This window comes from Eleftheria terrae (assembly GCF_030419005.1).
In the GTDB taxonomy this organism is placed as follows: Bacteria; Pseudomonadota; Gammaproteobacteria; order Burkholderiales; family Burkholderiaceae_C; genus Caldimonas; species Caldimonas terrae.
Genome location: NZ_CP106951.1, coordinates 1,322,474 through 1,341,634, shown reverse-complemented (window position 1 = coordinate 1,341,634; position 19,161 = coordinate 1,322,474). Strand labels below are relative to the sequence as shown.

Annotated in this window: 13 protein-coding genes; 9 read left to right on the top strand and 4 right to left on the bottom strand. The window is 69.3% G+C overall.

What is annotated here, in order from left to right:
- Positions 1–194 precede the first annotated feature (194 nt).
- On the top strand, positions 195–1,829 hold the full coding sequence (locus tag N7L95_RS05870) for a right-handed parallel beta-helix repeat-containing protein (protein WP_301258883.1): 1,635 nt from the start codon (positions 195–197) through the stop codon (positions 1,827–1,829).
- A 139-nt stretch (positions 1,830–1,968) separates the two neighbouring features.
- Here the strand turns inward: N7L95_RS05870 and N7L95_RS05865 are convergent, their stop codons facing one another.
- Complete coding sequence (locus N7L95_RS05865; protein WP_301258882.1) at positions 1,969–3,897, bottom strand: CocE/NonD family hydrolase; 1,929 nt, start codon at positions 3,895–3,897, stop codon at positions 1,969–1,971.
- 387 nt (positions 3,898–4,284) lie between these two features.
- Here N7L95_RS05865 and N7L95_RS05860 point away from each other — a divergent pair, with 387 nt between their 5' ends.
- Positions 4,285–5,430 carry a glycosyltransferase gene (locus tag N7L95_RS05860; RefSeq protein ID WP_301260081.1) on the top strand — a complete coding sequence of 382 codons (1,146 nt, stop codon included), beginning with the start codon at positions 4,285–4,287 and terminating at the stop codon, positions 5,428–5,430.
- Positions 5,431–5,800: 370 nt separating this feature from the next.
- Here N7L95_RS05860 and N7L95_RS05855 read toward each other — a convergent pair whose 3' ends face one another.
- The gene (locus tag N7L95_RS05855; RefSeq protein ID WP_301258881.1) at positions 5,801–6,295 is read right to left on the bottom strand and encodes a serine acetyltransferase; all 495 of its coding nucleotides are present in this window, start codon (positions 6,293–6,295) and stop codon (positions 5,801–5,803) included.
- Positions 6,279–7,514, bottom strand: a complete 1,236-nt coding sequence (locus tag N7L95_RS05850) for a glycosyltransferase family 4 protein (RefSeq protein WP_301258880.1) — start codon at positions 7,512–7,514, stop codon at positions 6,279–6,281. The genes N7L95_RS05855 and N7L95_RS05850 overlap by 17 nt, the downstream gene beginning before the upstream one ends.
- A gap of 395 nt (positions 7,515–7,909) precedes the next feature.
- Between N7L95_RS05850 and N7L95_RS05845 the strand changes: the two genes are divergently transcribed.
- The 5 genes from N7L95_RS05845 to N7L95_RS05825 all read left to right on the top strand — a co-directional run bounded on the left by N7L95_RS05845 (position 7,910) and on the right by N7L95_RS05825 (position 13,831).
- Complete coding sequence (locus N7L95_RS05845; RefSeq protein ID WP_301258879.1) at positions 7,910–9,247, top strand: O-antigen ligase family protein; 1,338 nt, start codon at positions 7,910–7,912, stop codon at positions 9,245–9,247.
- A 63-nt stretch (positions 9,248–9,310) separates the two neighbouring features.
- Entirely contained in the window at positions 9,311–10,480 is a 1,170-nt protein-coding gene (locus tag N7L95_RS05840; RefSeq protein ID WP_301258878.1) for a hypothetical protein, read from the top strand.
- A 39-nt stretch (positions 10,481–10,519) separates the two neighbouring features.
- Positions 10,520–11,698 (top strand): glycosyltransferase family 2 protein, encoded by a 1,179-nt coding sequence (locus N7L95_RS05835; protein WP_301258877.1) that lies wholly within the window; start codon positions 10,520–10,522, stop codon positions 11,696–11,698.
- A gap of 58 nt (positions 11,699–11,756) precedes the next feature.
- Positions 11,757–12,827 carry a Gfo/Idh/MocA family protein gene (locus N7L95_RS05830; RefSeq protein ID WP_301258876.1) on the top strand — a complete coding sequence of 357 codons (1,071 nt, stop codon included), beginning with the start codon at positions 11,757–11,759 and terminating at the stop codon, positions 12,825–12,827.
- Positions 12,824–13,831: an NAD-dependent epimerase/dehydratase family protein gene (locus tag N7L95_RS05825; protein WP_301258875.1), complete on the top strand. Its 1,008-nt coding sequence runs from the start codon at positions 12,824–12,826 to the stop codon at positions 13,829–13,831. The genes N7L95_RS05830 and N7L95_RS05825 overlap by 4 nt, the downstream gene beginning before the upstream one ends.
- Before the next feature lie 261 nt (positions 13,832–14,092).
- On the opposite strand, the gene N7L95_RS05820 is transcribed toward N7L95_RS05825, so the two are convergent.
- On the bottom strand, positions 14,093–15,229 hold the full coding sequence (locus N7L95_RS05820) for a glycosyltransferase (protein ID WP_301258874.1): 1,137 nt from the start codon (positions 15,227–15,229) through the stop codon (positions 14,093–14,095).
- Between the two features lie 154 nt (positions 15,230–15,383).
- On the opposite strand from N7L95_RS05820, the gene N7L95_RS05815 reads away from it, so the two are divergent.
- Both N7L95_RS05815 and N7L95_RS05810 read left to right on the top strand, forming a co-directional pair.
- A complete protein-coding gene (locus N7L95_RS05815) occupies positions 15,384–17,000 on the top strand; it encodes a right-handed parallel beta-helix repeat-containing protein (protein WP_301258873.1) in 1,617 nt (538 codons plus the stop codon).
- 259 nt (positions 17,001–17,259) lie between these two features.
- Positions 17,260–19,089 carry a right-handed parallel beta-helix repeat-containing protein gene (locus tag N7L95_RS05810; RefSeq protein ID WP_301258872.1) on the top strand — a complete coding sequence of 610 codons (1,830 nt, stop codon included), beginning with the start codon at positions 17,260–17,262 and terminating at the stop codon, positions 19,087–19,089.
- Positions 19,090–19,161 lie beyond the last annotated feature (72 nt).

Sequence of the window (19,161 nt, the reverse complement as noted above, 5' to 3'; positions counted from 1 at the left end):
CGGCCGATATGTGGGGTCATTGGGGTTTCGCCGTGAATAAAGATCTGACCAAACGCGCCCGCCTTGCCTGGGCTGCTCACCTGTTCGCCTCTTGCGCCGTCCTGTCCGCCTGTGGCGGGGGCGGAAGCGATGCTTCCACGGACGAGGCGCTGTCCTCCGCCAATGCGTCCGAAGGCCAGGAGCGCGAAGACGCCATGGGTCGTCGCTGGTACTGGGACGGCAACACCTGGGTCCGCAAGCCGGCGGCCCCCACGCCGCCCGCGCCGACGCCACCGGCCCCCACGCCGCCCGCACCGACGCCGCCTGCGCCGACGCCGCCCGCTCCGACTCCTCCTGCACCGACGCCGCCTGCACCCACGCCCACGCCGAATCCCGCTCCTGCCCCCGCTCCCGAGCAGCTGGCGCTGAAGGCCTGCCAGCCGTCCGGCAAGGGCAAGGACTACCAGGTCGGCACCGGCGCGAACCAGCTGAAGGAACTTGACCAGGTGCCCTGGGACAAGCTGGCCGCCGGCGACACCGTGCGCATCTTCCATCGCGCCACTCCCTACCGTGGCAAGGTGCTGCTGGCCGCGCAGGGCCGCGCCGACGCACCGGTGCGTGTCTGCGGCGTGCCGAGCGCCAGCGGCGAGCGCCCCATCATCGACGGCAAGGACGCGGTGGCCCGCCGTGGTCTGGCCTATGGCCATGAGCTGCATGAGTCGCGCTCGGTGATCGTCGTCAACCGTCTGCAGACCGAGGCGTGGGAGGCGTATCCCAAGTTCGTCCAGATCGATGGCCTGCACATCCGCGGCGCGCATCCGAAGAACCAGTTCACCGACAGCAACGGCCAGCGCCGCAACTATGTGGAGTTCGGTGCCTGCATCTGGGTCGAGCGCGGCCACAACGTGGTGATCGCCGACAACGAGATCGACGACTGCACCCACGCCATCTTCAGTAACTCCAAGGAAGACGGCGACTTCGCCGTGACCCGCAACCTGCGCATTGCCGGCAACTACATGCACGGCAACGGCGTGGCCGGGGTCGAGCTGGTGCACAACACCTACATCCAGAGCGTGGGGGTGGTGTACGAGTTCAACCACTATGGTCCGCTGCGCAGCGGCGCCTATGGCAACCAGATCAAGGACCGGTCGGCCGGCGCCGTGATCCGCTACAACCGGCTCGAGGGTGGCGCCCACTCGATCGACCTGGTGGAAGCCGAGGACTACTTCCAGGCTGTCAAGGCCGATCCGAGCTATCGCAAGACCTACGTCTACGGCAACCAGATCACCAAGGACGGCACGCAGGGCACCACCATCCACTACGGTGGCGACCATGGCGGCAATGAAGCCAGCTACCGCAAGGGGACGCTGTACTTCTTCAACAACACGGTGCACATCGGCGGCAACGGCTATGCGGTGATCTTCCAGCTCTCGACCATCGACGAGAAGGCCGAGGTGTGGGACAACGTGTTCAGCTTCGCGCCCACGGTCGACTACCCCCGGATGCGCGAGAAGCAGGACAACGAAGGCGCGTACGCCGATCCGTCGAAGGCGGGCGGCATCGTGAACCTGTACCGCAACTGGATCGATGCCCGCTGGAGCGATGCCGGCCCGTGGCACACCGTGGGTGGCAAGCTCAACGGCGCGTCGAACCTGATCACCGGTACCGGCACGCCGATCGATCTCAAGACCTTCGTGCCGCTGGCCGGCAGCAAGCTGGTGGATGCCGCCAAGGGCGCGCCGGTGGCGCCGACCGGCTTCCCGGTGCAAGCACAGCTGGACGGCAGCGCGCTGCCCACCACCCGCACGGTGAAGGGCGCGGCGATGGACCTCGGCGCAGTGGAACGCTGATGCGGGCGGGCAGGGCGCTGGCCCTGCCACCTGCAGCCCGGACAACGCCCGGCGGCGACCCGCCGGGCGCCTGGCGGCCAAGTGCCGCCGACCGCCCGGGCGGGGCCGCCTGCCCCTGGCAGGTGATGATCATGAGCGACTACGGTCGCTCATTTTTTTTGGCGTCGCCGGCGCGAGAAGTGCCGGGCACGGCCGCAGCGGCGTCCGGATCCTCCGGCAGGATGGGCAGCTCGATGTAGGACGCCCGTTCCCCGCCATGGAAGACCTGGTTGCGAGCCAGCAGGACGCCGACCTCGTTCAGGTTGGCCCGGCCGGTGTTGCGGTTGCGCTCCAGCCGGGGGAAGCTGCTGCTGGTGATGTGCAGCCGCAGGCGATGACCGGCGGGCAGCCGGTAGGCGATGGAGCGCATGTCGATGCTGATCTGCTGCGGCTCGTCGCGAGGCAGCGGATGCGGCGATGCGTAGCCGTCCCGGTAGCGGGCGCGCAGCACGCCCTCCTGGATGGTGGTCGCCCGGCCGTCGGGCCACACATGGACCAGGCGGGCGATGAAATCGGTGTCCGGCGCGCTGGACGCGATATGAAGCTGCGCCTTCAGCCGGCCCGCGATCTGCAGCGGCGCTTCCAGCGGCTCGGACGTGTAGAGCAGCACATCCTCGCGCCTTTCGATCGGCCGCTGGTCGGCGGGCCCCGGGCGCTGCGCCGGATCCCCGGTGCAGCAGATCGCCCCGCCGACCGATGGCACCGGGTTGTCCGGGTCGTAGACGTAGCTGTCGGCCCCGGCGATCTCCGGCGCACGGCCGGGTGCCAGCGTGCCGGCGCCATCACCCATGCTGCCGTTGGCCCGGCCCTTGCCGCCCAGGTACCAGCGCTGCGGCCGGGCCTGGGGGGGTGGCCAGGCGTCAGCGGTGTGCCAGCCCCCCTCGCCCAGCATGTAGTAGAGGTAGGGCGGCATCTGCGCGAGGCCGTCACCCTTGCCCAGCAGCCAATGGTCGAACCACTTCAGGTACCACTCCCGGTAGGGCTGCTCGGCGTTGGGAATCTCCAGTTCGCCGTAGCGGCCCTGGGCCGCGTTTTCCTCGAAGTTGCAATGGTTGCCGGGCGCGATCACCACATGCTGCGGCACGCTGACCGCGGCCTGGCGGCGCGCATGCTCGGCCATCAGCAGCGTTTCCTCGACGGTCTGGTCGCCCCAGCTGTTGATGACCAGCGCGGGCGTGCTGAAGCGGTCCGTCTCATCGACGTAGCCCAGCTCGCGCCAGCGCGGGTCCAGCAAAGGGGTCGTCATGAACCAATCGTAGGCGTTGGGGCCCGGGCGGTGGCGCTTCAGCAGCTCGGCCACCGGCAACCCTTCGAGGGCCTGCAGGCGGTCGAGTGCGGCGGGGGGCGGCACCTCGGAGGAGCTGGCGCCGTGGTCCAGGAACCACCCGAAGCCGCTGGCCAGCGCGAACACGCCGCCCTCGAACCAGCCGTAGTGTGGATGGTCGCCACCGAGCGAGCCAAGCATGCCGCCGGCGCCCATCGGGATCATGGCGCGGTGGGCGGGATGGCGGGCGCGGGCGAGCGCCAGCTGCACTTCGCCCAGGGCCGAGCAGCCGTAGCTGCCGACCTTGCCGTTGGACCACGGCTGCCGGACGATCCAGTCGAGGGTGTCCACGCCGTCCTCCATGGCGTGCTGCCAGGGCAGCAGCTCGCCGCCCGAGGCGCCGGTGCCGCGCAGGTCCTGCACCAGCACCGCATAGCCGTGACGGGCGAAGAACAGGCCGGCATTGAGGCCTTCGGCATAAGCGAGCCGGTCGTAAGGCAGTCGCACCAGGACCGTGCCGCGCGGTTCCTTGCCCGCACGCGGCAGGTAGAGCGAGCTGGCCAGTTCGGTGCCGTCGCGCATGCGCAGGCGCAGGTCGTGCTGCACCGAGATGCCGGTCAGCAGCGCCCGGGCGTCGGTACGCCAGTGCAGGGGCACCCCGTCCAGCAGTTCGTGGCGATAAGCGGTGGCCACGGCCAGCGCGGCGGCCGTCACCGCCAGGATGGCGAGACTCCAGCGCTTGCGACGATTGCGTGCAGTAGCCATGTCTGTCTGAGAGAGGGAAGGTGGATCGCCGCGCTGCGGGCTGCAGCGCCAGGACGCGCATGGTAGTGGGGTCCAGCCGCGGGCGCAGCCCTGTCTAGCCTGGCAGGCGCACCGAAGATGCCTTCGCAGCGGAAAGCACGGCGCTTGCGCGATGGCCGCCACTATGGGCAGCCCGGCGGGGCCCGGCAATCCCTCATCCAGGCGGCCGCCGCTGCTGCGGCAGGCCGCCTGGCACATGCACAATGCCGGGCTCGACATGGGGAGGGGAAGATGCAGGGCTCGGACACGGCAATTTGGAGAAGCGCTGCTTCGTCCTGCGTCCTCGAAGGTGGGGTGGGCGGGCCGGCCGCGCAAGCGCGGCGCCTGCGCATTGCGCTCGTGACGCCCATGCTCCCGGTGCCGCACGACCAGACCCGCGGCCGCTACATCCACGAGACGGCGCGCTCGCTGGCCCGCTTGGCGGATGTGAAGGTCTTCTTCCAGACCATGCGCTATCCCGACGTGCCGCTGCTGCGGCCGCGCAGCTTCATCTATGGCGAGGTGGAGCGCGGCTACACGCTGGACGGCATCGATGTCGACGCCTTCGACTACCCGGCGCTGCCGGTCATCTCGCGGGTGCTCAACGGCCACGTGGCGGGCTGGGTGCTGAAGCCGCGCGTGCAGGCCTTCAGGCCCGACGTGGTACTGGCCTACTGGGTCTATCCCGACGGCTATGCCGCGGTGCGAGTGGCCCGTGCGCTGGGGGTGCCCTGCGTGGTCGGGGCGCTTGGCTCGGACATCCATGTGCGCAGCGGCATCAACGTGGTGATGACGCGCAAGACCATCGCCTCGGCCGACGCACTGCTCACCGTGAGCGAGGCCATGCGTCGCGCTTCCATCCGCGACTACGGTGCCCTGCCTGAACGGGTGCACACCATCGTCAACGGCTTCAACACCTCGGTGTTCCGCCCCGGCAGCCAGCTCGAGGCCCGCCGTGAGTTGGGGCTGGCGGAAGATGGCCGCTACATGGTCTTCGTCGGTCGCTTCGTCGAGGCCAAGGGGGTGCTCGAGCTGCTCGACGCCTTCTCGCAATTGGCGGCCCAGGACCCGAAGCTGCGCCTGGTGCTGATCGGCGACGGCGTGATGCGCGATGCGTTGATGGCGCGGGTGGCTGCGTCGGGCCTGTCCGAGCGCGTGCTGGTGCCCGGTGGCGTGCCGCCGCTGGAGGTGGCGCGCTGGATCCGCGCCTGCGACCTGCTCACCCTGCCGAGCTGGTCCGAAGGCTATCCCAACGCGGTGGTCGAATCGGTGGCCTGTGGCCGGCCGGTGGTGGCCACCGACGTGGGCGGCACCGCCGAGATCGTCGACGAGCGCAATGGCATCCTGGTGCCGCCGCGCGATGTGGAGCGGCTGCGCACTGCCTTGCGCGAAGCCCTGGACCGCCAGTGGGACCACGAGGGCATCGCCGAGCGCATGCGCCGCACCTGGGACGATGTGGCCGTCGAGACGCTGCAGGTCTGCGAGTCGGTGGTCGCGCTGCGGCGCAAGACCTGAACCATCGTTCCTGAACCTCTCGGGGGCCACCGCGCCGCCACCGCCACCGCGCCGCCACCGCGCCGCCACCGCCACCGCCACCGGCAGCGTCGGAGCGGACGAGGTCTCGGTCCGACGACCCCGCCAGGCGGTGATGCAGGGTGGACGGCATGTGCGCCCACCCCTGATGCTGATGCGGGCTGGCCGCAACTTGCAGGCCACCTGTGATGGTGGCGTGATGGTGGATCTTGCCGGCCGGTCATGCGGCGCGCCGTCACGGTGGGCGATGACAAGGGGGTGATGCCGGTGCACGGCGCGCTGCGTGGCTGACGCAAGGCGCATGCCCCGGCGCGCAACCGCAGGCCGCGCGGCGCGGAGGAAGCGCGCCGTGTCAGCGCATGCGGGCCGGGATGCCGACGGCAGTGGCACCGTCGGGCACGTCGTGCAGCACCACGGCGTTGGCGCCGATGCGGGCCCGGTCGCCCACCTGCAAGCCGCCAATGACCTTGGCGCCCGAGCCGATGAACACGTCGTTGCCAAGCCGCGGGCAGCCGCCACGGTTGTCGCCGATCACGACGCTGCTTTCCAGCCAGACATTGCTGCCGCCTTGCACGCTGGAGTTGATCACCACGCCCACCGGGTGGATCAGCACAAAGCCCGGCCCGAAGGACGCGCGCACGCCGATCACGCAACCGTTGAACCATTTGTTGAGGACGTGCGGCACCAGGGCCAGCGGCGCCAGCCGCCAGCGCGCCAGTGCGGCCTGCAGCCGGTACAGCGCGTTGGCGGAAGTGCCGTCGGCCATCACGGCCTTGAGCAGCGAGCAGCGCTCGCCGTACTGCGAGTAGAGGCGCTGCTTGGCGCGCAGGTCAGCCAGCAGCAGCATGGCGGGCGGGCAGGGCGGGGGTGTCGGCGACGCTGTGCTTGAAGTCGATCAGCTGCAGCACGTTGTTGCGCCATTGCCGCTCGGCCGCGATGTAGGCGCGCGCCGCCTGGCCGACGCGGGCCAGTTCCGCGGCATCGGTGCTGCGGGCCAGCACCGCGTTCACCGCGGCGTCCAGGTCACCGGCCTTGAACATCCAGCCGGTGCGGCCTTCGCTCAGCACTTCCTGGATCGGAGAAAAATCAGGGGCGATCGGCGGAATGCCACAAGCCATGAACTCGAACAGCTTGACTGGCGAGGTGTAGTCGCCAGCGCTTGGCAGTACCGCGAGGTCCATCGCGGCGAGCAGGCCCGGCACCTCGTCGTGAGAGACGCGGCCGGTCAGGATGACCTGGTGATCCAGCCCGCGGTCATGCACGAACTTGGCCACCGTGTCGAAGGTGGCGCCGTCGCCCACCAGCAGCAGCTTCAGGTGAGGGGCGGTGGCCAGCCGGTCGGCGATGCGGTAGACGAACTGGTCGATCGCATGCCAGGGCACGAAGGCGCCCAGGTAGCCGCACACCACGCTGCCCTGCAGGCCGTACTTGGCACGGGTGTCGTTGCGCTGGGCCTCGGTGAAGCTGAACTTGTCGATGTTCGCGGCATTGGGTGTCACGATGGCCGGCGCCATGCGACCGTGGGCCTGCAGCACCCGGTCGCGGAACAGGCCCGACACGAACACCAGCCCGCTGGCATTGCGCAAGGTCCAGCCTTCGATGCGCTTGGCCAGGCCGCCCAGGTGCAGCGGCCGCACCCGGTGCACCGCCGCCGAGTCGTTGATCTCGAGGATGATGGGCAGCCCGCGGCGCTTGGCAATCCACACCGTCACGAACAGGAACAGCGAGTAGCGCTCGTAGATCAGTTCGACGTCCGGATGCCGGCCGAGGTAGCGCAGGATGCGCCAGCCGGCCACCGCGTTGTAGGCCAGCTCGGCCAGCTCGAACAGCGGCTCGGGCAGGCGGGTGACGATCTTCATCCACCATTTCGCCTGCTGGGTCGGCGACATCGCCTTGGGGCTCGCATAGGGGTCGGCCCCCGGCACCGACACCACGTCGACCGCGACGCCCAGCGCACGCAGCGCATCGGCGATGCCGCGGATGTGCACACCCTCGACGGCCTTGCCTTGGGTTCGATGGTGGTACAGCACCCGTTTCAGCGGCGGCGTTGTCGTGTTCTCTGTCATGGGTCTCGGCCCCGCGATGCGGGGGCCCTGTTGGATGGCGGGAAGCAGGACGGCAGCGGCGGCGCGGATGCATGGCCGACCGCAGCCGGTCGGGGGCTGCCTGCAGGAGGCGCCTATCATAGGGGCGTGCACCCCCTCGGACAGGCCCGCCCCCCGCAGGCGCGGGGGGCAGATTCTCTGCAGCAGCAGGCGCACTCCCTTTAGCATTGGCACCGCTTGATACAAGGGGCAGGGTCGGGCCATCGTGGCTGGCCGAGCCCTGTGCAACGGGGGGCGGCGTGCCATGTGCCGAGGGTCGCGACGGTTCCTCTGCCGATCTCCCCTTCCAATCACTGCTCCGACACAAACACGAGGTGGGTGGGCGCCCGCGTCAGGCGCGCCTTCGAGTCCAGGCCATGAGCTTCGCCGTCTTCCTGTTGTATGTGGTCTGCAATTTCCTGCGGCCCATCGAGCTGCTCGCACCCGGGCTGGCGGAGCTGCGGCCGATGTTCTGGCTCTGGCTGCTGGCCTTCATGATGGCGCTGGGGCGCAGCGTATCGCGGCGCGAGTTCGCGGCGCGCGGCGTGCACATGGCGCTGCTGGGCAGCTTCACGGTGATCCTGGCGCTTTCGCAGGTGGCCAACGGCTGGGCCGGTGGCGCGATGCAGGCGGTCAGCCAGTTCAGCACCTCGGCCTTGCTCTTCGTGCTGGTGTGCATGAACGTCACCACCGTGCAGCGGCTGAGGTCCACCTGCATCGCCCTGGCGGTCACGATGGTCTTCGCCGCCTGTGTATCGATCTACTCGTACCACAGTGGCTACCGGGCCGACGAACTGGTGCTGCGGCAAGGCGGCTTCAGCGGCGAGCGCGGCGATGGCTCCACGCCGGACGAGAGCACCGTGCCGGCGCAGGACCAGTCGGGCCTCTACATGTGGCGGGTGCGCTGGCTGGGCTTTTTGAACGACCCCAACGACTTCGCCCAGATCATGGTGGCGACCCTGCCGCTGCTGTGGGCCGTCTGGATACCGGGGCGGCGCTGGCGCATGCTGGCGCTGCAGCTGCTGCCGAGCGCGGCGCTGCTCTACAGCATCTACCTCACGCAGTCGCGCGGCGCACTGCTGGGCGTGGGGGCGGTGTTCGCCATGTGGCTGCAGGGCCGGCTCGGCCGGGTCAAGAGCATGATCATGGTCGGCACGCTCGGGCTGCTGGCCATCGCGGCCAGCATGGGAGGCGAGCGCGCCATCTCCTCGAAGGAGGGCTCGGCCGGCGAGCGCATCGAGGCCTGGAGCACCGGCCTCATCATGTTCAAGTCGCATCCGCTGTTCGGGGTGGGCTTCGGCAACTTCACCGAGCACCATGAGCTGACAGCGCACAACTCCTTCGTGCTGTGCTTCTCCGAGACCGGGCTGCTCGGCTTCTTCACCTGGATGGGCATGCTGGTGATCGCGTTCAAGGGCATGAGCCTGGTGCTGCAGCGCCTGCCGGCGGACACCGAGGAGCATCGCCTGGCGCGGCTGCTGCGGCTGGCCCTGGTGGGCTTCCTGGCTTGCGCCTGGTTCCTCTCGCGCACCTACCAGTCGACGCTGTTCTTCCTGCTGGGGCTGTGCGTCGCCGTCTGGCATTGCGCCGGCCACCGTCTGCAGCCGGCCGGTGACCTGGCGCTGCAAGGCTGGGCCGGCAGTACCTGGAAGGCCATGCTGGTCACCGTGCTGGCCGTTTTCACCTTCGTGCGCATCCACTATGCCGGCGGCTGAGCCGGCCCGGCGGCGGCCGGCTTCGATTGCCCTTCACATCCTCTCTGCTGAACCGACCACTACATGAACATCGTGCTCCTGATTGTCCTGGCACTGCTGGCCGGCGTGGCCGCCGTGGTGTTGGCCTACCTGCGCCAGCGGAACATCTCGGTGTGGCTGCGCAGCTACCTGCGGCAGGACTGGAAGCCCGAGGCGCCGGCGCCCGGCCTGAAGCACCTGATGTTCTGCTTCGTCGACCACTATGAGCCGGGCTGGCAGCAGCCGGGCTACGACGTCGAATGCGCCCGCGTGGCGCGCTGGCGGCGCGACTATCCGGCCCTGTGCGCGCTGCACCGCGACGGCGATGGCCGGCCGCCGGTGCACAGCTTCTTCTACCCCGAGGAGGAGTACCGGCCCGAGCACCTGGACGCGCTGGTGGAGATGTGCCGCATGGGCATCGGCGAGATCGAGATCCACCTGCACCATGACAACGATACCGAAGCCGGCCTGCGAGAGAAGCTGCGCCGCTTCACCCGGCTGCTGGTGGACCGCCACGATGCGTTGCCGGTCGACCCCGCCACCGGGCAGCCGCGCTGGGCCTTCATCCACGGCAACTGGGCGCTGGACAACTGCCACCCACACGGCAGCGGCTGCGGGGTCAACAACGAGCTGGTGGTGCTGCGCGAGGAGGGCTGCTACGTGGACTACACCTACCCGGCTGCACCCGATCCCTGCCAGACCAGCACGATCAACAAGATCTACTACGCGAGCGATGACATCCACCGTCCCAAGTCGCACGACACGGGCGAGCGCGTGAAGGTGGGTGGCCAGCCGGTGGGCGACCTGATGCTGATCCAGGGGCCGCTCGGCTTCATGTGGAAGCACCGCAAGTTCGGCCTGCTGCCCCGCATCGAGAATGCCGACGTGCGCACCAGCAACCCGCCCACCGCGGCGCGGGTGGATGCGTGGGTCGACTGCGGCATCCACGTGCAGGGCAAGCCGGACTGGATCTTCGTGAAGGTGCACACCCACGGCACGCAGGAGCGCGACATGGACACGCTGCTCGGCGAGCCGATGCACAAGGCCTTCAGCCACCTGGAAAGCCGCTACAACGACGGCCGCGAATGGAAGCTGCACTATGTGAGCGCCCGCGAGATGTACAACATCGTCAAGGCGGCCGAGGCCGGCCTGCAGGGCGATCCCAATGACTACCGCGACCATGTCGTGCCGCGGCCGGCCTATGCACCGCGCTGAGCTGGCCATGGCCTCGCCCTTCGATCCGCGGGCCCGCTGATGGTGGCGGTGCTGGTGGTGGCCTGCCTGGTGGCGGTGCTCTATTCCTACCTCTTCTACCCGGTGGTGCTGTTCGTGCTGGGCGCCGCCGTGCAGGGGCGGCGCGATGCCGCCCGCGTCTTCCGCAAGACCGAGCGGCGCGCCTCGCTGAAGCAAGCCGAGCTGCCGCAGGTGGCCATCGTCATCTCGGCCTTCAACGAAGAGCGCCACATTGGCGAGCGCATTGCCAACCTGCTGGCACTCGACTACCCGGCCGACCGCTGGCGCGCCTACATCGGCTCCGACGGCAGCAGCGACGCCACGGGCGCCATCCTGTCGGCTTGCCAGGACGCGCGCATCCGGGCCTTCGTCTTCGAGCAGAACCGCGGCAAGGCCAGTGTGCTGAACGACCTCGTTTCGCGCACGCAGGAGCCGGTGCTGGTGTTCTCGGACGCCAACACCTTCTTCGAGCCAGGTGCCCTGCGCAAGCTGGTGGCGCCGTTCGAAGATCCGCGGGTGGGCGGCGTCAGCGGCGAGCTGCGCCTGCAGGGCAGCAGCGGCGACAACCAGGACAGCCTCTACTGGCGCATCGAGCAGTTCCTGAAGTTCTTCGAGGCGCGCATCGGCGGCCTGCTGGGTGCCAATGGTGCCATCTACGCGATCCGCCGCTCGGCCTGGAAGGTGCTGCGGCCGGACACCATCTGCGACGACTTCTGCGTGGCGATGAGCGTGGCAGCGGCCGGCCAGCGGCTGGTGTACGAGCCGTCGGCCTGGGCCGAGGAAGCGACGCCGGAGGCCATCGGCGAGGAGTACCGCCGCCGCGTGCGCATCGGCATCGGCAATTTCCAGGCGCTGTGCCGGCATCCGGAATACCTGCTGCGCACGTCCTGGGCCACCGCCTTCGCCTACCTGTCGCACAAGGTGTTGCGCTGGGTGGCACCGCACCTGCTGGTGCTTGCCTTGCTGGGGTCGGCCTGGCTGGGGCTCCACTCGGTGGGCTGGCGCGTGTTCGCGCTGCTGCAGCTGGGCGGCTACCTGGCGGCGGCGGCCCTGTTCGCCGGCAGCGTGCGGGGGGTCAAGCTGCCCTCGCTGCTGCGGCTGCCGGCTTTCCTGTTCGCCTTGAACTGGGCGTTCCTCGTCGCTTCGCTGCGATATGCCACCGGCCGCTACAGCGGGTCGTGGCGCCGCAGCAGCCGATGAACGCCGGGCGCCACCGGACAAGCGCTAGTTTTCAGAGACATTGGGGAGGAAGCACAAGGTGTTTCGGGTCGGAATCGTGGGCTGCGGCAAGATCGCCGACGGCCATGTGGAGCAGCTGCGGGCCATCGGCCGCGCTGAAGTGGTGGCGGTCTGCGACCGCGAGGCCTTGATGGCCGAACAGCTGGCCGTGCGCCTGGGCATCCCCGGGCGCTACACCGACCTGCAGCAGATGCTGCAGAACGAACGGCTGGATGCGGTGCACATCGCCACGCCGCCGGACTCGCACCTGGCGCTGGCGAAGATCGCCTTCGCGGCGGGCTGCCATGTCTTCATGGAGAAGCCCTTCGCCCTCACCGAGGCACAGGCGCAAGCCATCGTGGACGTCGCCAACGAGGCCGGCCGCAAGGTCGGCGTCAACTACCTCTACAACTTCGAGTGGCCGGGCCTGGAGCTGCAGCGCCTGCTGGATGCCGGTGCCCTGGGCGAGCTGGTGCACCTGGACACCGCCTATGGCTACAACCTCGCGGGCGATTACGGGCTGGCCGTGATGTCGGACCCCGCCCACTGGGTGCACCGCCTGCCCGGCAAGCTCTTCCACAACGTGCTCGACCACGTGCTGGCCAAGGTGGTGCCGCACCTGGGCGACGAGGTGCAGACCCAGGTCTGCGCCTTCCGCCGCCGTGAGCCCACCGGCAACCCGGGAGTGGACGCAATGCCCGACGAGCTGCGCTTTCTGCTGCGCAGCGGCCACCTGACGGTGTCCGGGCTGGTCAGCGCCCATGGCCGGCCAGTGGCCCACACGCTGCGGGTGGTCGGCACGCGCGACACGGTGGAGCTGGACTATGCCGGCCGCACGCTGGTGCGCAGCGCCCGCCAGAGCCAGCCCAGCGCACTGGGCCGCAGCTTCGTGCCCTGGAGCCAGGGCCGCCAGTTCTTCAAGAACGGCTGGCGCAATGCCGGGCAGTTCCGGCGTCATGAATTCCATTACTTCCAGTGCATGCGGGTGCTGCTCGACCGCTTCTACGACGCGGTGGAAGGCAAGGGCGCCGACCCGGTGCCGCAGGAACAGATCATCCGCGTGTGCCGGGTGATCGACCAGATCGTCGAAGGCATCGGGGCCGCAGCATGAAGATCCTCCTCACCGGCGCGGCCGGTTTCCTCGGCAAGCAAATCGCCCGCAGCCTGCTGGCAGAAGGCGCGCGTGACCTGCGCCTGCACGTGCGCCACACCGCGCCGCGTGGCCTGCTCGACACACTGCAGCGCGACTTCCCCGAGGCCCACATCGAAATCGGCACCGGCAACCTGCTGGCCCGTGGCAGCCTCGACGAGCTGGTGCGCGGCGTCGACTGCATCGTGCATGCGGCGGCCGGCATGCGGGGGGCCGCGGCCGACATGTTCGCCAACACCGTCATCGGCACCCGCAACCTGCTCGAAGCGGCGGTTGCCCAGGGGGTGCGCCGGGTGGTGCTGATCAGCTCGTTTGCGGTGTTCCGCACCGAGCACCTGCCCGCCGGCGCCACATTGGACGAGACCGCGCCCACCGAGGAAGTCGGCGTCGAGAAGGGGCCTTACGGCTATGCCAAGACCCGGCAGGAGCAGTTGTTCGCCGAATTCCAGCGCGAGCACGGCTTCGACTCGGTGGTGCTGCGGCCGGGTGTCATCTATGGCCCCGGTGGCGGCGCGCTGTCGCCGCGCGTCGGGCTGAAGGCGATGGGCTTCTTCTTCAGCCTGGGCGGCAAGGCCTTGCTGCCGTTGACCTATGTCGACAACTGCGCCGACGCGGTGGCTCGGGCGACGCTGCATGCCGCGCCGGGCAGCGTCTTCAGCGTGGTGGACGACGACCTGCCCAGCTGCCGCAGCTACCTGCGCCAGTACTGCCGTTCAGTGCAGAAGATGCGGGTGCTGCCGGTGCCGCACTGGGCGCTGGCACTCGGTGCGCGCTGGCTGTTGCGCTACCACAAGGCCTCCAAGGGCCAGCTGCCGGCGGTCTTCACACCCTATGTCGTGCGGTCGATGTTCACGCCGCTGCAGTACAGCAATGCGGCGCTCAAGCGCATCGGCTGGACGCCCCGTGTTTCGACGGCTGAGGGCATGCGGCGCTCCTTCGAAGCCTGGCGCGCTCAGCTCGGTTGAGCGGGCCCGGGTGGCGGGGCCGCTGGTTGCGGCCCGGTCAATGCATGCAGTGCATGCAAGGGAATGCAGGTAAAGGCAGGGCAGGGCAGGCAAAGGGAGGGCGGGGCAGGACGCCGACACCCTCCGGGTCGCCCACCCACCCATGGGCCTGGTTGACCTTGGGGTGCTGCAGACGCAGTGCGGCTGCAGCAGGATCGGCGCATGAGCCCGCCGATGGATGGCGGGTGGCTGTGCACCCGCCCGCGGCCGGCGCCCTCGGGATCAGGCTGCTTGCGCAGCGCCCAGCGGCTGGCCGGCCGCCTTGGCATAGAAGCGGTCGTAGGCGGCACGCAGGGTGTCGACCGACGCATGGCTGCGCACCCAGGCCGCCGCTTGCTCGCCCAGCCGGCGACGCAGCTCGGCATCGGCCAGCAGGCGGCTGAGGGCGGCGTGCAGCGCGGGGCCGTCGGCCGGTGGCACCAGCAGGCCGGTCTCGCGGTCAGTGACGATCTCGGGATTGCCGCCGACCCGGGTGGCGACCACCGCCAGCCCGGTGGCGCACGCTTCGAGCAGCGCGATGGAGACACCCTCGGTCAGCGACGGCATGGCAAACACGTCGAAGGCCGGCGTCAGGTCGGCGACGTTGGAGCGCTGGCCGGCAAACAGCACGCGGTCGGTGACGCCGAGCTGGCGGGCGCAGTGGCGCAGCTCCTGCTCCAGCGGGCCGGAGCCGATCAGCACCAGGCGGGTGCTGGGGTGTTCGGCGACAAGCGTGGGCATCAGCTCGATCAGCAGGCGCTGGTTCTTCAGCGCCACCATGCGGCCCACCGCGCCAATGACCCGCTCGCCGGCGCCCAGGCCGAGCGCGTGGCGCGCCTGGGCCCGCCGCTCGGCGGAACCTAGGAAGCGGTCCACCGGGATGCCGTTGAGCACCGTGGTGGCCTTGGCCGCCGGCACGATGCCGTCGCCAACGAAGCGGTCATGCACCTGGCGCCCCACCATCGCCACACCGGCCGTGCGGCGCAGCGACCAGCCGTAGAAGAGGTTCAGGCGCCGGTTGTTCAGCCGGGTGCCCATGTCATGGCAGGTGCCGACCAGGGTGGGCCGCCCGCTCATGCCGCACATGGCGGCGGCGGCGTAGTAGTTGGGCACGAAGCTGTGGGCATGCACCACCTCCACCCGCCGCTCGGCGACCGAGCGGCGGATGCAGCGCAGGGCCCGCATGTCGAAGGGCTTGCACTTCTCCGCGACGATCACGTCGAGGCCGTGGTCCAGCAGCTCGGCCTTGTAGCCTTCGGTGCGGTGCAGGCACAGCACCGACACATCGAGGCCATGGCGCTTCTGCGCAATGGCGAGGTCGGTGACGACGCGCTCCAGTCCACCGTGATCCAGGGACTCCAGGATGTGCATCACTCGCATAGAAAAGGCCGGCCGGGGTGTGAAAGAAGAGCCCGTTACTGTAGTGGAAGGGGGCGGCTCCGCGCGGTCTTGCGGCCCGCTCATCCGGGGGGTGCGGGTCGCCTGCAGGCCCGCCAGACCGCACAATGGGCGCCCCATGCTCAGGGAGACAGGGATGACGCCGTCCGGCCAGATTCACCGACCCCGTCCTGCCAGCTTGCTGGCGCTGCTTGGCGGCGCGCTGCTGTCGCTGGCTGTCCATGCCGCCGGCCCGGTGGGCCTGCCGCCAGCGTCGACACTGCTGCTCGACCAGAACGCAGCGGCCCTGTGGCCGCCGCCGTTGCCCGCCGTGCGGCGCGATGCCTGTGCGGGGCCCCTGAAGGCGGGTGCCGGCGGCCGCACGATGGACGTCGGACCGGGCAAGCCCTTCACGGAACTCGAGGACGTGCCGTGGTTGCAGCTCGGTCCCGGGGACGTGGTCAACATCCACTGGCGCCCGCAGCCCTACCGCAGCAAGATCGCCTTGCGGGCCCAGGGCCGGCCGGAGGCACCGGTGATCATCAACGGGGTGACCAACGCCAAGTGCGAGCGCCCGGAGATCAGTGGTGAATCGGCGGTGACGGCGCGCGACGCTGCGCGGGCCAGGTTCTTCAGCAAGGAGCACAGCGAGTTCCTCGGCACCGTCTTCCTGTACCGAGGTCCGCAGGACAAGTGGGGCCACCGGCCCAAGCACCTGATGATCCAGAACCTGAAGATCACCGGTGCGCACAAGAAGAACAGCTACACCGCGCAGGACGGCTCGACCGGCCGCTATGCCAGCGGTGCGGCCGGCATCTATGCCATCGTCGCCGAGCACCTGACGATCGACAATTGCGAGATCACCGGCAATGGCAACGGCATCTTCATCAACAGCCGCTCGGTGGACGAGGCCAGCGCCTACATCACGGTGCGTCGCAGCCGCATCCATGGCAACGGCAACAGCGGCAGCTGGCTGGAGCACAACCTGTATGTGCAGGCCGCGCGCACCCTCTACGAGGGCAACTACATCGGCCAGCTGGTGCCGGGCGCGCTCGGCTCCTCGCTGAAGGACCGCGCCAGCGGCACGGTGGTGCGCTACAACCACATCGTGGCGGCCGCCCGCGCGCTCGATCTGGTGGAGATCGAGGACGGCGTGAAGCAGGTCAGCGACGACCCGCTCTACCACCAGGCCTGGGTGTTCGGCAACCTCATCGTCAGCGACTGGAACAACCCGGGGCAGTCCTCGGTCAAGCTCATCCACTGGGGCGGTGACAACAGCCCGGATGCCTTCCGCCACGGCACGCTGCACTTCTATGGCAACACGGTGCTGCTCAATGTGGAGCAGCAGAAGCAGTTCTGGTACGTGACGCTGTTCGACATGCCCGAGGCGCGCCAGACGGTCTCGGCCCGTGGCAACGTCATCGTCAACCGGAACACCGCCGAGCTGAGGCTCGGCACCGACAACGGCACCATCGAGCTGGCCGGCACCAACTGGATCAGCAGCGGCTGGCTGGTGGGCGACCGCAAGTCGCCGGTGGCGCTGCGGCGCAACGGCTACCTCGTGCTGGGGCGCGACCCGGGGCTGGACGCCGACGCGCGCCCGCGCGAAGGATCGCCGGTGATCGACAAGGCCACCGCCTTGCCGCCGCCGGCCAGCGGCCCGGTGGCGGTGGAGAACCTGGCGGTGCGCTACGAGTATTCGCCGCAGGGCGGCTATGTCGAGCGGCAACGCCGTGGCAAGGGCTATGACCTCGGCGCCTTCGAACAACGGTGATCTGTCACTCGGCGCGCCAGATACTTCAGATGAGAAACAAAACATTACACCGCGAAAGGTATTTCCGCTTACGCTGGCGCACCTGAGAAGAGGGTTGAGCTGTAGAGGGAAGGGCTCGCTGACGGGCGCCGCCGGAGCGCTGCGGGATCGCTGTGCACCTCCCGGCCCGCAGGTTGTTGGGGGCGGAACGACGCACTGTCGTTCCGATCGGGCACCGGCCATCGCGCCGTGCCGAAGAAAAAAGAAAGAGAGCAAAGGCATGAGCCTTGCGCAGCGACGTAAATGGGTGTTCTCGGCCTGGCTGTGCGTGACTGCCGCATTGGCAGCTTGCGGTGGCGGTGGCAGTGACAACGGGTCCGCCGGCAATGACGGCAGCGGCATGCCAAACCAGGTGGTGCCACCGGCGCCGGAGCCGGCCGCTTCCGGCCCGGGCTCCCCGGCGCCGACGCCGGACCCGGGTGCGCCGACCCCGCCCGCCCCGACACCCAAGCCGCCCGCGACGCCGAAGCCGCCGCCGCCTCCGCCGCCCCCGGCACCCACGCCGAAGCCTCCGGCGCCGACGCCTCCCGCGCCCACACCGCCGGCGCCGACCCCTCCGGCGCCCACCCCCAAGCCGCCTGCGCCGGCACCTGCACCGAGCAATGCGCCGCCGGAGCTGTCGCTGACCGCCTGCCAGCCGTCCGGCAAGGGCAAGGACTACCAGGTCGGGCCCTATGCCGGCCAGCTGGCCGACCTCGACCAGGTGCCCTGGGAGAAGCTGGCTGCCGGCGACACGGTGCGGGTCTTCTATCGTCCGGCGCCTTACCACGGCAAGGCCATCATCGCGGCGCAGGGCCGGGCCGATGCACCGGTGCGCCTGTGCGGCGTGCCGGGCCCGCAAGGCGAGCGGCCGGTCCTCGAAGGCAAGGACGCCGTGGCTCGCCGCGGCCTTGCGTATGGCCACGAGCTGCATGAGTCGCGCTCGGTGATCGTGCTCAACCGCTTCCAGACCGAAGCCTGGGAGGCCTATCCCAAGTTTGTCCAGATCGACGGCCTGCGCATCCGTGGTGCGCATCCGAAGAACCAGTTCACCGACACCCACGGCCAGCGCCGCAACTATGTGGAGTTCGGTGCCTGCGTCTGGGTGGAGCGCGGCCACAACGTGGTGATCGCCAACAACGAGATCGACGACTGCACCCACGCCATCTTCACCAACTCGAAGGAAGACGGCGACTTCGCCGTGACCCGCAACCTGCGCATCGCCGGCAACTACATCCACGACAACGGCGTGGCCGGGGTCGAGCTGGTGCACAACACCTACATCCAGAGCGTGGGGGTGGTGTACGAGTTCAACCGCTACGGCCCGCTGCGCAGTGGCGCCTATGGCAATGCGATCAAGGACCGCTCGGCGGGCGTCGTGATCCGCTACAACCGCATCGAAGGCGGTGCCCATTCGCTGGACCTGGTGGAGGCCGAGGATTACTTCAAGGCCGTCAAGGACGACCCCACCTATCGTCATACCTATGTGTATGGCAACCAGATCACCAAGGACGGCACGCAGGGCACCACCATCCACTATGGTGGCGACCATGGCGGCAATGAAGCCAGCTACCGCAAGGGGACGCTGTACTTCTTCAACAACACGGTGCACATCGGCGGCAACGGCTATGCGGTGATCTTCCAGCTCTCGACCATCGACGAGAAGGCCGAGGTCTGGAACAACGTGTTCATGTTCGCGCCCACGGTGGACCACCCGCGCATGCGCGAGAAGCAGGACAACGAAGGCGCGTATGCCGATCCGTCGAAGGCGGGCGGCATCGTGAACCTGTACCGCAACTGGATCGACGCCCGCTGGAGCGACTCCGGCCCATGGCACACCGTGGGCGGCAAGCTCAACGGCGCGTCGAACCTGATCACCGGCACCACGGCACCGGTTGACCTGAAGACCTTCGTGCCGCTGGCCAACAGCCCGGTGCTCAATGCGGCACAGGCCACGCCGACGGCGGGCGCCAGTGCCTTCCCGGTGGGCTTCCAGCTCGACACCGCCTTCCTGCCGAAGGCGCGCACGGCCACCGGCGGTGCCCTCGACCTGGGGGCGGTGGAGCGCTGACGAGCGTCCGCCGGCTGGGGCTGCGCTCGTGGCCGGTTGCCGGCGGCAAGGCGCTGCCTGGAGGGCGGCCGG

Excerpts from the sequence above, each read along its gene's own strand:
- N7L95_RS05870 (WP_301258883.1), top strand. The coding sequence starts at position 195 with ATGGGTCGTCGCTGGTACTGGGACGGCAACACCTGGGTCCGCAAGCCG.
- N7L95_RS05865 (WP_301258882.1), bottom strand. The coding sequence starts at position 3,897 with ATGGCTACTGCACGCAATCGTCGCAAGCGCTGGAGTCTCGCCATCCTG.
- N7L95_RS05860 (WP_301260081.1), top strand. The coding sequence starts at position 4,285 with ATGCTCCCGGTGCCGCACGACCAGACCCGCGGCCGCTACATCCACGAG.
- N7L95_RS05855 (WP_301258881.1), bottom strand. The coding sequence starts at position 6,295 with ATGCTGCTGCTGGCTGACCTGCGCGCCAAGCAGCGCCTCTACTCGCAG.
- N7L95_RS05850 (WP_301258880.1), bottom strand. The coding sequence starts at position 7,514 with ATGACAGAGAACACGACAACGCCGCCGCTGAAACGGGTGCTGTACCAC.
- N7L95_RS05845 (WP_301258879.1), top strand. The coding sequence starts at position 7,910 with ATGAGCTTCGCCGTCTTCCTGTTGTATGTGGTCTGCAATTTCCTGCGG.
- N7L95_RS05840 (WP_301258878.1), top strand. The coding sequence starts at position 9,311 with ATGAACATCGTGCTCCTGATTGTCCTGGCACTGCTGGCCGGCGTGGCC.
- N7L95_RS05835 (WP_301258877.1), top strand. The coding sequence starts at position 10,520 with ATGGTGGCGGTGCTGGTGGTGGCCTGCCTGGTGGCGGTGCTCTATTCC.
- N7L95_RS05825 (WP_301258875.1), top strand. The coding sequence starts at position 12,824 with ATGAAGATCCTCCTCACCGGCGCGGCCGGTTTCCTCGGCAAGCAAATC.
- N7L95_RS05820 (WP_301258874.1), bottom strand. The coding sequence starts at position 15,229 with ATGCGAGTGATGCACATCCTGGAGTCCCTGGATCACGGTGGACTGGAG.
- N7L95_RS05815 (WP_301258873.1), top strand. The coding sequence starts at position 15,384 with ATGACGCCGTCCGGCCAGATTCACCGACCCCGTCCTGCCAGCTTGCTG.
- N7L95_RS05810 (WP_301258872.1), top strand. The coding sequence starts at position 17,260 with ATGAGCCTTGCGCAGCGACGTAAATGGGTGTTCTCGGCCTGGCTGTGC.